General features: G+C 60.7%; 12 protein-coding genes. 1 reads left to right on the top strand and 11 read right to left on the bottom strand.

All coding sequences use genetic code 11. The features are described 5' to 3' along the window. Positions 1–4: 4 nt before the first annotated feature. Positions 5–598, bottom strand: a complete 594-nt coding sequence (locus tag M5B43_RS07515) for an aminodeoxychorismate/anthranilate synthase component II (protein WP_053258301.1) — start codon at positions 596–598, stop codon at positions 5–7. Positions 599–1,008: 410 nt separating this feature from the next. Between M5B43_RS07515 and estP the strand changes: the two genes are divergently transcribed. After that, positions 1,009–2,937: an esterase EstP gene (estP, locus tag M5B43_RS07510; RefSeq protein ID WP_248749499.1), complete on the top strand. Its 1,929-nt coding sequence runs from the start codon at positions 1,009–1,011 to the stop codon at positions 2,935–2,937. Positions 2,938–3,013: 76 nt separating this feature from the next. Here the strand turns inward: estP and trpE are convergent, their stop codons facing one another. From trpE to M5B43_RS07460, 10 genes are all read right to left on the bottom strand, one after another. Beyond that, on the bottom strand, positions 3,014–4,495 hold the full coding sequence (gene trpE, locus M5B43_RS07505) for an anthranilate synthase component I (RefSeq protein ID WP_248749498.1): 1,482 nt from the start codon (positions 4,493–4,495) through the stop codon (positions 3,014–3,016). Positions 4,496–4,563: 68 nt separating this feature from the next. Further along, on the bottom strand, positions 4,564–5,382 hold the full coding sequence (locus M5B43_RS07500) for a phosphoglycolate phosphatase (protein WP_248749497.1): 819 nt from the start codon (positions 5,380–5,382) through the stop codon (positions 4,564–4,566). Beyond that, positions 5,379–6,053 carry a ribulose-phosphate 3-epimerase gene (rpe, locus tag M5B43_RS07495; RefSeq protein ID WP_248749496.1) on the bottom strand — a complete coding sequence of 225 codons (675 nt, stop codon included), beginning with the start codon at positions 6,051–6,053 and terminating at the stop codon, positions 5,379–5,381. The genes M5B43_RS07500 and rpe overlap by 4 nt, the downstream gene beginning before the upstream one ends. Before the next feature lie 83 nt (positions 6,054–6,136). Then, entirely contained in the window at positions 6,137–7,285 is a 1,149-nt protein-coding gene (locus tag M5B43_RS07490; RefSeq protein ID WP_248749495.1) for an iron-containing alcohol dehydrogenase, read from the bottom strand. A gap of 150 nt (positions 7,286–7,435) precedes the next feature. Beyond that, positions 7,436–8,260 carry an ABC transporter permease gene (locus M5B43_RS07485; RefSeq protein WP_248749494.1) on the bottom strand — a complete coding sequence of 275 codons (825 nt, stop codon included), beginning with the start codon at positions 8,258–8,260 and terminating at the stop codon, positions 7,436–7,438. A gap of 12 nt (positions 8,261–8,272) precedes the next feature. After that, positions 8,273–9,520 carry an ABC transporter permease gene (locus M5B43_RS07480; RefSeq protein ID WP_248749493.1) on the bottom strand — a complete coding sequence of 416 codons (1,248 nt, stop codon included), beginning with the start codon at positions 9,518–9,520 and terminating at the stop codon, positions 8,273–8,275. Between the two features lie 115 nt (positions 9,521–9,635). After that, positions 9,636–10,676, bottom strand: a complete 1,041-nt coding sequence (locus M5B43_RS07475) for an ABC transporter substrate-binding protein (protein WP_248749492.1) — start codon at positions 10,674–10,676, stop codon at positions 9,636–9,638. 43 nt (positions 10,677–10,719) lie between these two features. After that, positions 10,720–11,832, bottom strand: coding sequence for an ABC transporter ATP-binding protein (locus tag M5B43_RS07470; RefSeq protein ID WP_248749491.1), 1,113 nt, complete (start codon positions 11,830–11,832; stop codon positions 10,720–10,722). Positions 11,833–12,046: 214 nt separating this feature from the next. Continuing rightward, positions 12,047–12,676 carry a response regulator transcription factor gene (locus M5B43_RS07465; RefSeq protein WP_053258309.1) on the bottom strand — a complete coding sequence of 210 codons (630 nt, stop codon included), beginning with the start codon at positions 12,674–12,676 and terminating at the stop codon, positions 12,047–12,049. Between the two features lie 18 nt (positions 12,677–12,694). After that, the gene (locus M5B43_RS07460; RefSeq protein WP_248749490.1) at positions 12,695–14,689 is read right to left on the bottom strand and encodes a transporter substrate-binding domain-containing protein; all 1,995 of its coding nucleotides are present in this window, start codon (positions 14,687–14,689) and stop codon (positions 12,695–12,697) included. Position 14,690 lies beyond the last annotated feature (1 nt).

Below are 14,690 nucleotides of genomic sequence, written 5' to 3'. Positions count from 1 at the left end.
GTCCTTAGCGCGTGCCGCCGCTCTGTTTCAGAAAGTTGGCGAACAGCTCATAGCCCTGCTCGGTCAGGATCGATTCGGGGTGGAACTGCACCCCTTCGATGTTCAGTGTCTTGTGACGCAAGCCCATGATCTCGTCGACCGAGCCGTCCTCCAACTGAGTCCAGGCCGTCAGTTCCAGGCACTCGGGCAGGGTTTCGCGCTTGACGACCAACGAGTGGTAACGGGTCACCGTCACCGGCAGGTTCAAACCGTGAAATACACCGAGGTCTTTATGGAACACCGGGCTGGTCTTGCCATGCATCACTTGACGCGCACGCACCACATCACCGCCAAAGGCCTGGCCGATGGACTGGTGGCCCAGGCACACGCCCAGTATCGGCAACTTGCCGGCGAAATACTGGATGGCTTCGAGGGAGATACCTGCTTCAGTCGGCGTGCACGGGCCTGGCGAAACCACGATGCGCTCCGGGTTCAGGGCAGCGATTTCGGCGACTGTCAGCTCATCGTTGCGCACGACCTTGACCTCGGCACCGAGCTCGCCCAGGTATTGCACAACGTTGTAGGTAAAGGAATCGTAGTTATCAATCATCAGCAACATGTGGGTTCAAACCTCTTGAATTCACTGATTTCGAATGACCGCCTTCCCAGAGAGTGACCCGCTGCAGACGCACGTTCCGGTTGCCAGGGTGAGCCGGCAAGGGGCGTCGAACAACGGGTGAAGAAGGCAAATCGGTACAGGTCCGGCCAGGCCGGCAGAGAAAAATGTCAGGCGCGCCAACGCCAACGGGCGTGTGCCTTGACTACTCGCATCAAGAGTTTGCTGATGATCAACACGGGGAGGGTCTCATTCATACGTTCAGGCACAGTAACGTAGCCTCGCCAACGGTGCAATATGGCGCCGCAAATACGGGAAGGCTGACAGGGGGGGGCGGCCGTTTCCTACAGCGAAAGTTAAATACTTTGCTAGTGTTTCATTTTCGAAACAAAAACAACCAAATGGAATTCTGCATGCTCAGACCAGCGCTTTTCGTACCCCTTGCCGGCTATCTCTTGTCTCTGGCCTGCGCACAGGCGGTTGCAGCACCTTCACCTTATTCAACGATGGTGGTTTTTGGCGACAGCCTGGCCGATGCCGGTACATTTGCCGACCCCGGCGGCCCTCCAGGCTCAACCTATCGTTTCACCAACCGTACCGGGCCGACCTACCTGAGCAACGGCACCGAAAGTACCTCCCTGGTCTCGTCAACACTGCTGGGCGGCAAATTGGGTGTCGCCGCCGGTGACCTGAATGCATCCACCTCGCCGGAGCGCGCTGCGCTGGGTCAGGCCGATGGCAATAACTGGGCAGTGGGCGGTTATCGTACCGACCAAATCCTGGATTCAATCACATCGACCTCCACCGTTACCGACGCCGACACCAATGCCGTGCTACGCAGCCGCCCGGGCTACCTGGCGGCGACAGGCGGGCGCGCCGACCCCAAGGCGCTGTATTTTCTGTCGGGCGGCGGCAATGACTTCCTCGACGGTTTGGTGACCAACCCCGGCCAGGCGGCCGCTTCCGCCGGGCGCCTGGCCGATGGCGTTCAAGCCCTGCAACAGGCTGGAGCACGCTATGTCATGGTCTGGATGCTACCGGACCTGGGTCTGACGCCCGCCCTGAATGGTACGCCTCTGCAGGGGCCCGTCAGTCAGTTGAGCACGGTTTTCAACCAAGCCCTGGTACAGCGCCTGTCGCAGATCGATGCCCAAGTCATCCCGCTGAACATACCGTTACTACTCAAGGAAACCTTCGCGAACCCGGGCCGTTTCGGACTGGCCACCGACCAGAACCTCAACCAGACCTGCTTCAGCGGCAACAACTGCACGGCAAACCCCGTATACGGCATCGGTGGCACCAACCCGGACCCGACCAAACTGGTCTACAACGACTCGGTCCACCCGACCGAAACCGGGCAACGGTTGATCGCCGACTATGCCTACTCACTGTTGTCCGCCCCTTGGGAACTGACCTTACTCCCGGAAATGGCCCAAGGCACCTTGCGCGCCCACCAGGATGAATTGCGCAACCAGTGGCAAGCCGACTCCGGTAACTGGCAGGCCGTGGGTCAATGGCGAGCGATTGTTGCCGCCGGTGGCCAGCACCTGAACTTCGATGATCAAACCCGTTCGGCCGGCGGTGACGGCAGTGGCTACAACCTCAACATCGGTGGCAGCTACCGTCTCAGCGATGAATGGCGTGTCGGCCTGGCGGCCGGTCTCTATCGGCAGACCCTTGAGTTAGGCGAACGGGATTCGGACTACAAACTCAACAGCTACATGGGCACTGCCTTCGCTCAATATCAGGAGGACCACTGGTGGGCAGACGCCGCGTTGACCGGCGGCAAACTGGACTTCGACAGCCTCAAGCGCAAGTTCGCCCTGGGCGTGAGCGAAGGCGCCGAGAAGGGTGACACTGACGGCTGGCTGTGGGCCTTGAGCGCACGCGTGGGCTATGACATCGCCGAACCGAACAGCGAATGGCACTTCTCGCCATTTATCAGCGCCGACTATTCACGGGTCAACGTGAACGGCTACTCAGAGAAAGATGCCCGCTCCACGGCCTTGACCTTTGATGACCAGCAGCGCGACTCCAAGCGCCTTGGCCTCGGCCTGCAAGCCAATTACCGCTTCACCCCCCAAACTCTGATGTTCGGCGAAGTGGCCCACGAATATGAGTTTGAAAACGATACGCAGCAGGTGCGCATGTCACTCAACAGCGTGCCAGGGATCAATTTCAAACTGGAGGGCTACACGCTGCGCACCAATTCCGACCGCCTGAACCTGGGGGTTACCCACAAAGTGACCAAGGACCTGGCGCTGAACGCGGCATATAACGTGAGGAAAGATGACAGCTTTACCCAGCAAGGGGTCAGTGTCGGGGTGAGCCTGGATTTCTGATCGGATCGTGACAGTCACGCACAGCCCTGGGAGCGGGCTCGCCACAGCGAGCCCGCTCCTGGACCTGGATCGACCGTCAGCCCCGCGGTGTTTGTTCAGCCAAGGCCACGGCACGGAACATCGCGCGGCGCTTGTTCAAGGTTTCTTCCCATTCAAGGGCCGGCACCGAGTCAGCCACAATCCCACCCCCCGCCTGCACGTGCAGCTCGCCGTCCTTGATCACCGCCGTGCGGATCGCAATCGCGGTGTCCATATTGCCGTTCCAGGCGAAATAGCCCACGGCACCGCCATAGACGCCACGCTTGACCGGCTCGAGCTCGTCGATGATTTCCATCGCCCGGATCTTCGGCGCCCCCGACAAAGTGCCCGCCGGCAAAATCGCGCGCAGTGCATCCATCGCAGTCAAACCGGCCTTCAACTCGCCGGTGACGTTGGAGACGATGTGCATCACGTTGGAATAGCGCTCGATGACCATCTTTTCAGTGAGTTTCACCGAGCCGATCTCCGAGACACGCCCGGTATCGTTGCGCCCCAGGTCGATGAGCATCAAGTGCTCGGCGATTTCCTTGTCGTCGCTCAGCAGGTCTTCTTCCAGCGCCAGATCCGCTTCTTCAGTCGCGCCACGTGGGCGAGTACCGGCGATCGGCCGCACGGTGATCAGGTTGTCTTCGACGCGCACCAGCACTTCCGGTGAACTGCCCACCACGTGGAAGTCGCCAAAGTTGAAGAAGTACATGTAGGGCGTCGGGTTGAAGCAACGCAGCGCACGGTAAAGGTCAATCGGCGCGGCCTTGAAGTCGATGGACATGCGTTGCGACGGCACCACTTGCATGCAGTCACCGGCAAGGATGTATTGCTTGATGGTATCGACCGCGCGCTCGTAGTCATCCTGGGTAAAGCTGGAGCGGAACACCGGGTCGGCGGCAGGTGGACGGCTGAGGTCCAGGCCACGACGCGGGGTGATGGGCTCGCGCAGCTTTTCCAGCAAGGCTTCGAGGCTGGCCTGGCCTTGCTCGAAGGCATCCGCCTGGGCTGGGTCGGCGAGGACAATCGCATGCATCTTGCCGGCGAGGTTGTCGAACACCACCACCGCATCGGAGACCATCAGCAAAATGTCGGGCACGCCCAAAGGGTCCGGATTCGGGCACTTGCCCAGGCGTTTTTCTACATAACGCACGCAGTCGTAGCCGAAATACCCCACCAGGCCACCATTGAAGCGCGGCAAGCCAGCAATGGTCGGCACGTTATAGCGCGCCTTGAAGGTTTCGACGAACGCCAGCGGGTCTTCTACCTCATGGCTTTCGATCTCGACGCCGTCATGGGTGATGCTCACATGATGGTCGTGCACGCGCAGCACCGTACGACACGGCAGGCCGATGATCGAGTAACGGCCCCACTTCTCACCGCCCTGTACGGATTCGAGCAGATAGGAGTTGGGCTCATCAGCCAATTTCAGATAGATCGACAGCGGCGTGTCAAAGTCGGCCAGGGTTTCGCAGGCCAGGGGAATACGGTTATAGCCGGCAGCGGCCAAACGCAGGAATTCTTCGCGGATCATGAGGTGCCTCGTGGCTTGAGGGTCAAACGGTCAGGTAAGCAAACGTGCCGCTACGCGGCCAGGATCAGTCAGGCGCGCCAACGCCAGCGGGCCAGGGCCTTGATGACTTTCATCCAGAGTTTGCGAGTGACCACCACGATGGAATTTCCAGAAGGGGACGGATCAATGTCGGGCAACGTTATCTCAGCACCCGCTCCCAAGCAACCGGGGATTAGCAGCCGCAGGTCATCAATCACCAATGCCGGCGATTCCTCTGCAATCGGCCGACCGTGGTTATAACCATAACTCAGGGCCACGCACTGCACGCCCGCCGCTTTCGCGGCCAGCACATCACTGCGTGAGTCGCCGACGAACAATGATTGAGAGGCGGGAATATTGGCCATCTTCATCACGAAAAACAGCGCCGCAGGGTCGGGTTTCTTCTGCGGTAGCGTATCGCCGCCGATGATCCAGCGGAAGTAACGGCCGATCTTCATCTGGTCCAACAGCGGCGCGACAAAACGCTCCGGCTTGTTGGTGATCAAGGCCATTTCCACACCTTGTTTGTGCAGCCACTTGAGGGTGTCGCGCACGCCTGGGTACACCACGGTCAGTTCGTGGCCGTCTTCATAGGCGGCGTTGAACAATTCCAGGGCGTGTTCGGCCTCGACCTCATCGACACCGTCGGCGTCGATGCTGTTGGCCAGGGCCCGCCGCACCAACATCGGCGCGCCATTCCCCACCCATTCACGCACCGACTCGATCCCGACCGGTTTGCGCCCCAACTTGAGCAGCATCTCGTCCACCGCCGCCGCCAGGTCTGGCACCGAGTCGATCAAGGTACCGTCCAGATCGAACATCACCAGCCGTGGCAATTTGCCGGGGAACAGCTGCTCAAAGCCGCTCATGGACGCGCCAGCGCCAGTTCGGCGCGCATCGTGTCGATGACGGCCTGATAGTCCGGGGCATTGAAGATCGCCGAGCCGGCCACGAACGTGTCGGCACCCGCAGCGGCAATCTCACGGATATTGTTGACATTGACCCCACCGTCGATCTCCAGGCGGATATCACGGCCAGACGCGTCGATCAGCGCGCGCGCTTCGCGCAGCTTGTTCAGGGTGCCGGGGATGAACTTCTGCCCGCCAAAGCCTGGGTTGACGCTCATCAGCAGGATCATGTCGACCTTGTCCATCACGTACTCGAGCACGCTCAACGGAGTCGCCGGGTTGAACACCAGGCCCGCCTTGCAGCCGCCTTCACGGATCAATTGCAGGGTGCGGTCGACGTGCAGCGAGGCTTCCGGATGGAAGGTGACGTAGGTCGCGCCGGCTTCCACGAAGTCGCCGATGATGCGGTCTACCGGGCTGACCATCAGGTGCGCATCGATCGGGGCGGTGACGCCGTACTTGCGCAGCGCAGCGCACACCATCGGGCCGATGGTCAGGTTGGGCACGTAGTGGTTATCCATGACGTCGAAGTGCACGAAGTCGGCACCGGCGGCTAACACCTTGTCCACTTCCTCACCCAGGCGGGCAAAGTCGGCGGAGAGAATCGATGGAGCAATGACGAAGGGCTGCATGACGCACCTTTTTGAGCTAAATCACGATGGTGCGCATTGTATACCTCATGCTTTGCCCCGCGCACCGTGACCTGACTCAACCGCTAGTAAGCCGCCCGGTAAATTTTCTCGATATCGGCGGCACTGAGCTGACGCGGGTTATTGCGCATCAAGCGCTCAATGCCCGCCGCCTCCGTGGCCATGGCGGGGATGGCGTCCTCGGGAACCCCGAAGCTGCGCAGGCCGGATGGGATCTCCACTGCGGCACACAGTCGCGTCATCGCATCAACGGCTTGGTCGGCTGCATCATTGACACTGACACCGGCGACATTCACGCCCATGGCCTGGGCGATGTCGCGCATGCGCTCGACGCAGGCGAGCTTGTTCCAATGCATCACATAGGGCAGCAACAGCGCATTGCTCACACCGTGGCCAATATTGAAACGTCCGCCCAGCGGGTACGCCAACGCATGCACCGCGCCTACCCCCGCATTACCAAAGGCCATGCCGGCCATCAGGCTCGCCGTCGCCATGTCGTCACGGGCCTGCAGGTTGGCCGGGTTGGCGTAGGCTTTGGGCAACGCACTGGCAATCAGCTTGATCGCGCCGATGGCCAAGGCGTCAGTGACAGGCGAGGCATTCAGCGACAGATAGGATTCGATGGCATGCACCAACGCGTCCACGCCACTGGCGGCGGTGACACTGCGCGGGCACGTCAGGGTCATTTGCGGGCTGATCAGAGCAACATCCGGCAGCAAGTAGTCGCTGACGATACCTTTTTTCAGCTGTGCCACCTTGTCGGAGAGTATCGCCACATTGGTCACTTCCGAACCGGTACCGGCCGTGGTCGGGATAGCGATCAGCGGTGGGCCTTTACGCGGCACCTGGTCGACGCCGAACAAATCCGCCAGGGCGCCGTGGTAACCGGCATAGGCCGCGACGCTTTTGGCAATGTCGATAGCGCTGCCGCCGCCCAGGCCAATCAGGCCGTCATGCCCGCCTTCACGGTACGCACGCATGCAGTCTTCCACGATGGCAATTTCCGGGTCGGGCAGCACGCGGTCAAAAATTTCGTAGGTGCGCTCACCCAAATGCTCAAGCGCCAGCGCCACGGTGCCGGACTTGACCAGCGCGGCGTCCGTCACGATCAGTGGGTTATCCACATCCAGACGCGTGAGCTCGGCGGCCAACTGCTCGATGGCACCAGCGCCGGTCAGCAGTTTGTGGGCGATCTTGAATGAGGAAGTGCTCATGTGCGCGGCCTCTTGTTAATAATGGGCTTGCACAAGAGTAGCTGAGGCAAAGGGGTTGTCTGCCATTCAGCGGCTGAATGGTCATTATCTGAATAAACACACCCCCATGTGAGAGCGGGCTTGCCCCCACCTTTTGATCTCGGTTTGGCTTCAGACCTGCGTGGTGCGCAGTTTTTCGCTGCGGCCTCTTAGCCATTCCAGGGTCAGCAACAACAGCACCGAGAAGGCAATCAGCAAGGTCGCCGCTGCAGCAATCGTCGGGCTGAGGTTTTCACGGATGCCGCTGAACATCTGGCGAGGCAAGGTCGCTTGCTCAGGGCCGGCGAGAAACAGCGTCACGACCACTTCATCGAATGACGTGGAGAACGCAAACAGTGCCCCAGAAATCACCCCCGGCGCGATCAACGGCAAGGTCACCCGACGAAACGCAGTCAACGGCGAGGCGCCCAGGCTGGCGGCAGCTCGCACCAGGTTATGGTTGAAGCCCTGCAAGGTCGCCGACACCGTGATAATCACAAACGGCACGCCCAGCACCGCATGCACCACGATCAGCGAGAAGAAACTGTTGCCCAACCCCAACGGCGCGAAGAACAGGTAACTGGCCACGCCGATAATCACCACCGGCACCACCATCGGCGAAATGACCAGCGCCATCACCAGCGCCTTGCCGGGGAAGTTGCCGCGGGTCAGGCCAATCGCTGCCAGGGTGCCGAACACCATCGCCAGCACGGTGGCCGCCGGGGCAACGATGATGCTGTTCTTCAGTGCGCGCATCCATTCGGCCGAGGCGAAGAAGTCCTGGTACCAATGCAGCGAGAAACCTTGCAGCGGGTACACCAGGAAACTGCCACTGTTGAACGACAGCGGGATAATCACCAGCACCGGCAATATCAGGAACAGCAGGATCAAGCCGCACAAGATCCGCAAGCTGTAGAACCACACCCGTTCTACCGGTGACATATAAGGGCTCAGCATCGCATGGCCTCCTCAGCTCAGGCGCAGGCGACTGGCGCCTACCAGCCGGTTGTAGATCAGGTACAGCAGCACGGTCGCCAGCAGCAGTAAGCCGCCCAACGCCGTGGCCATGCCCCAGTTGATGCTGGTGTTGGTGTAGAAGGCCACGAAATAGCTGACCATCTGGTCGTTCGGGCTGCCCAGCAGCGCCGGCGTGATGTAGTAACCAATCGCCAGGATGAACACCAGCAGGCAACCGGCACCCACACCCGCATAGGTCTGCGGAAAGTACACACGCCAGAAGCTGGCGAACGGGTGGCATCCCAGGGAGATCGCCGCCCGCATATACGTGGGCGAGATGCCTTTCATCACGCTGTAGATCGGCAGGATCATGAACGGCAGCAGGATATGCACCATGGAGATGTACACCCCGGTGCGGTTGAACACCAATTCCAACGGCTTATCGATCAGGCCCACACTCATCAGCGCGCTGTTGATCAGCCCACCGGATTGCAGCAGCACAATCCACGCTGCCACGCGCACCAGGATCGAGGTCCAGAACGGCAGCAACACCAGGATCATCAGCAAGTTACTTTTACGTGCTGGCAGGTTGGCCAGCAAGTAGGCCAACGGGTACGCCAGCAGCAGGCAGATGAAGGTAATCACCAGACCCATCCAGAACGTGCGGGCGAAGATGTCCAGGTAGATCGCCTGGTCCGGCGTTGCCGGGGCCACTTCGCCGAGGTCATCGATGCGGTGATCGACGGCCGCCAACAGGTAGTAAGGCGTAAGGCTGCTGGTATTGCGCCGGATTGCCTGCCAGTACGCCGGGTCGCCCCAGCGCTCGTCGAGGGTTTCCAGCGCCTGTTTATAAGAGGCAGGCGCTTCGGTAAACGGCAGCGCCCGCGCGGTTTTGGTCAGCAGGCTACGATAGCCGGCCAGTTCCATGTTCAAACGTTTGGACAGATCGCCCAGTGTCTGGTTTTTACGCGCTTCGCCAAGGTCGTCGCTGAGGGCCTGATACACCGGTTCACCCGGCAGACCACGACCATCCCAGGTCTTTACCGCCACCACGGTACGCGGTAAACCACCCACCACTTCCGGGTTGCCGACGCTTTTGTAAAGCAGCGCAACAATCGGCACCAGGAACACCAGCAGCAAAAACAGCACCAATGGCGCAATCAAAGCTTGGGCCTTCCAGCGGTTGAGCCGCTCGGCACGCGCCAGGCGCTGCTTAAGGGTGGGGCTGTTGACCTCGTTCGAGGGAACGGCGATGGCCATGACTGACTCCGGAACTTGAAAATGAATGCAATCGGCCTAACAAAGCAGACCCCATGTGGGAGCAGGCGTGCTCCCACACTTACCGGTTCCCACAAAGGTCGAGCTGCGTTGCTGGTTACTTGGCAGCCCACGAATTGAAGCGCTGCTCCAATTGCTCACCGTTGTCCGCCCAGAAACTCACGTCGATCTGCACCTGGTTGGCAATGTTTTCCGGAGTGGTCGGCATATCCTTCAACACATCCTTGGCCAGTAGCGGCACAGCCTGGGTGTTGGCCGGGCCGTAGGCGATGTTTTGCGAATAGGTCTTCTGCTGTTGCGGCTGCACCGAGAAGGCGATGAACTTCTTCGCCGCTTCCGCGCGGTCCTTGGCCAAGCCTTTAGGGATGGCCCACGCGTCGAAGTCGTAGATGCCGCCGTTCCAGACCACTTTCAGGTTGCTTTCTTTTTGCACAGCGGCGATGCGACCGTTGTAGGCAGAGCTCATTACCACGTCGCCAGAAGCAAGGTACTGCGGTGGTTGTGCGCCAGCTTCCCACCATTGGATCGACGGTTTGAGTTCATCCAGCTTCTTGAATGCACGGTCCTGGCCATCTTTGCCGGCCAGCACTTTGTACACGTCCTTGGGTGCCACGCCGTCGGCCATCAAGGCGAATTCCAGGGTGTACTTGGCGCCCTTGCGCAGGCCGCGCTTTCCGGGGAATTTCTTGGTGTCCCAGAAATCCGCCCAACTGGTCGGTGCACTGGTCAATTTGTCGGCGTTGTAGGCCAGCACGGTGGACCACACAAAGAAGCCCACGCCGCAGGGCTGAATCGCGCCCTTCACGTAGTCCGCGGTATTGCCGAACAGTTTGGGGTCGAGCGGCTCGAACATGTCTTCGTCACAGCCACGGGACAGTTCCGGCGACTCCACTTCCACCAGGTCCCAGGACACGCTCTTGGTGTCGACCATGGCTTTGACCTTGGCCATTTCACCGTTGTACTCGCCGGCGACGATCTTGCCGTTGCCCGCGCTTTCCCACGGTGCGTAGAACGCCTTGACCTGGGCCGCCTTGTTCGCGCCGCCAAAGGACACGACCGTCAGGTCCGGGCCTGCCATGGCTTGTGTCGCGCCCATCAGGCCTAAAACCAGGGCGGAATATTTAAGGGATCTCAACATTGTTGTTCTCTCCACATGCAGGGTTGGTGAAGCCATGGGGCGATTAGTTCGCCTCTAGAAGTGGGTCGAGTGCGCGAACGTGCTCGACTTGCCAGCCAATCGGTACCACGTCGCCGACCGCCAGGGCCGGGTCCAGCTCGGCAATCGGTTGTTTCACAAAAAAATCGGCCTTGCCGCAAACCTCCAGGCGCACACGCACGTGGTCGCCCAGGTAGATAAACTCCGCCACGCGGCCGGAGAAACGGTTGACGCAGCTTTCGCTGGAGCCGTTGAGACTCACGCGCTCCGGGCGCACCGACAGGGTCACCGGGCCACCGATCTGGCCGACATTCACCGCCAGCGCCTCGACCTTTTCGCCGCGCGCCAGCTCCACCACGCAGCGCTCGCCGCTGTGGCTGTGCAAACGCCCGTTAAGGCGGTTGTTCTCACCGATGAAGTTGGCGACAAAGGTGTTTTTAGGTTCTTCGTACAAGGTGCGCGGCGCGGCAATCTGCTGGATTTCGCCTTGGTGGAACACCGCCACGCGGTCGGACATGGTCAAGGCTTCGCCCTGGTCGTGGGTCACGTACACCACCGTCACACCGAGACGCTGGTGCAGGTGCTTGATCTCCATCTGCATGTGTTCGCGCAATTGTTTGTCGAGTGCGCCAAGGGGTTCGTCCATCAGCACCAGCTGCGGTTCGAACACCAGTGCACGGGCCAGGGCCACGCGCTGTTGCTGCCCCCCGGAGAGTTGCGCCGGATAGCGCTGGGCGAAGGCATCGAGCTGGACCATGCTCAACACACGTTTGACCCGCTCGCTGACATCGGTTCTGCTCAAGCCTCGCACCGACAATGGGAACGCCAGGTTTTCGGCGACGGTCATGTGCGGGAACAACGCATAGTTCTGAAACACCATGCCGATGTCGCGCTTGTGCGGCGGCACGTTGTTGATCGCGCGTCCGGCCAGCAGGATTTCACCGGCGGTTGGCGTCTCGAAACCGGCGAGCATCATCAGGCTGGTGGTCTTGCCCGAACCGGATGGCCCGAGCAGGGTGAGAAACTCGCCCTTGCGAATTTCCAGGTTGAGGTCTTTGACGATCAGGTTCTCGCCGTCGTAGCTCTTCTGCACGCCACGAAAGCTGACCAGCACATCATTTGAATCCACCTCGCTCATACCCGCACCTTTGTATTTTGGACTGCTGTGGCACAAGCGTAGTCCAGGCGCGAGACCGCGGAAATCGGGGGCCAGGAGAGAATTGCATCAGCCGGATGGAAGCCTGGGGGTAAGGATTGCCCTACAACGATGGCGGGGATGGAACAGTGTCAGGGCTCTGCACGCGGGGAATGGCCCCAGCAGAACTTACGGGAGGTCGTAAACAGGCATGTCGTCACAACAGCTTATGTTCCATGGCGTACTTCACCAACTCGGCCAGGGACGTAATGTTCAGCTTTTGCATCAGGCGCGCCTTGTGCGTGCTGATGGTCTTGCTGCTCAGCGCCAGTTGCTGGGCGATGTCATTGACGTTGGCGCCCTGGGCCAGGCGCTCGAACACCGAAAACTCGCGCTCCGAGAGCAACGAATGCAGCGGCCGCGCATCCGTCAAGCCAACTTCAAACACCATGCGGTCAGCCAGGTCCGGGTCGATATAGCGCCCGCCCGCCGCGACTTTGCGAATCGCCGTCAACAACAGGGCTGGGTCGCTGTCCTTGGTCGCATACCCCGCCGCACCGACTTTCAAGGCCCGGGCGGCCATTTGCGCCTCATCGTGCATGGACAACACCAGGATCGCCGGCGGGTTATTCAGAGCACGGATGCGCGCAATGGCTTCCAGCCCGTTCACACCCGGCATCGAGATATCCAGCAACACAACCTCGCACGCCACGTGGCGCAAGGTCTCCAGCAACTGCTCGCCGTTACTCGCCTCGCCCACCACTTGCAGGTCTTTGGCCAGGCCGATCAATTGCTTGATGCCTTCACGGACGATGGTGTGGTCTTCGGCTACCAATACGCGGATCACAGGGGTTTCCTCTTATAGTTATGTATCCAACGGCACCCTGACACTCAAGGTGGTGCCCTCCCCCGGCTCGCTGTGCAGGCCCAGTTGTCCGCCCATCATCAACACCCGCTCGCGCATACCCACTACACCAAAGGAGACGGGCCGGCCCTGGGACTCAACGAAACCGACACCGTCATCGCTGATGGTCAACTGCAGGTCGCCGCCCTCAACCACCAGGGTCAGCTCGACAGTATGCGCCTGGGCATGGCGCATCACATTGGTCAACGCCTCCTGCAGGATGCGGAACAGGCCGATGGCCTTGGCGTCGCTCAGGGCGGGCAGGTTGTCCGGGACTTGTACCAGGCAGGGGATTTGCGTGCGGGCTTCAAAGCGGCGGGCTTGCCACTCGATGGCCGAGGCGATGCCCGCGTCGAGAATCGGCGGGCGCAATGCGGTTGCCACGTCGCGCACCAGTTGGAACAGCTGGGCGATCAGGCGCTTCATGCTGTTCAGGCGCTCGTTCAAGCCCGGGTCCAATTGCGCATAGGCCAGCTCGCACATCGAGGTTTCCAGCTTGAGCACCGTGAGCATCTGCCCGAGTTCGTCGTGCACCTCGCGGGCGATACGGGCCTTCTCTTCTTCGCGCACGGTTTCCAGGTGGGCGGACAATTCGCGCAACTGTGTCTCGCTTTGCAGCAAGGCGGCCACATAACGGCGGCGTTCGGTCACGTCATTGAGATACACGACCAGGTATTCGCCATCGGCAAAGCGCAGAAAGCTCAAGGACACATCAGCGGGGAGGATCGTGCCGTCTGCGCGCACACAATCGGTAGCAAAGTTTTGCGGGCCTTCTTCGCTGGCGCGGGCGCGCTTCCACAGGTTGAGCCAGCGGTCCATGTTCAACGTCGGGTCAAAATCGATCAGCGGTCGCTCGATCAATGCACCGGCGCCATAACCGAGCATGGTTTCGGCGGCGAGGTTGGCGTAGCGCACATGGCTGTCCCAATTGACCCACAGGATACCGACCGTACTTTGATCGATGGAAAACTGCGTCAACCGCAAGGCTTCGGCACTGGCGGCGCGCGCGGCACTTTCTTCCCGAGCCGCCAGCAGGCGCTGTTCCAGCCCACGTTGCTGGCGACGTTGCCAGACCACCACGGCGAGACTGGCGATCAGGAACAACCCCAAGAGCAGGCTGAGGTTTTTCCAGAAGGCGGGTGACTCCGACAGACGCGGGTACTTGGGTTGCAACCAGCGACTATGCAGTTGATCCAGATCGCGGGCGGGTATCACACGCAAGGCGCTTTGCATGATGGCCGCCAGTTCAGGCCATTCACGGCGGGTGGCCACACGCAGCAATTGCGGCAAGCCGATATCCCCCACCACCGCCAACCCGGCAAACTCCGCCTCGCCGGACAACCGACTCAACTGCGCCTCATCCACCACGGCATAACGCGCCTGCTGGCTGACCAGCAACTGCAAGGCCTGACGCTCCATAGGCACGCCTTGCACATTCAGGTTGGGATAATTACTGCGCAGGTAATCCGCCACGGCACTGGGCATGCGCACGGCAACGCGAGACTGCTCATCGAGTTTTTCCAGCTCCACGGCGGCGCCGCCTTCGCGGACCCCGACGATATGCTGGGGCACGCGCATGTACGGGTCGGTGAATAACCACAGGCGCAGGCCGGCGGGGGTTTGCTGCAGGCCGGGGGCGATATCCACTTCGCCATCACGCACGGCGGCTTCCAATTGCTCCTGGGTGGGAAAGTTGCGCCAAGTCAGCTCAATGTTCAGCGCCTTGGCCAACCAATGCATCAACTCGACATTGGCCCCGGACAACCGCTGCAAGCGCCGGTCGTATTGCGCGTAAGGCGCCTGCAATACCAGGCCCACGCGCAACTGCGGATGCTGGGCCAGCCACTCCCGCTGCTGTGCATTCAGTTGCGCCTGTGGTGCAGCAGGCGCAGGCGCGGCACTTGCCATCAAGGCAAAGCACCAACAGCCGATAACCAGCAGACAGCGAAAAACCATG

Source organism: Pseudomonas sp. MWU15-20650 (assembly GCF_023242475.1).
Classification (GTDB): Bacteria; Pseudomonadota; Gammaproteobacteria; order Pseudomonadales; family Pseudomonadaceae; genus Aquipseudomonas.
This window is presented reverse-complemented; position numbering and strand designations above follow the sequence as displayed.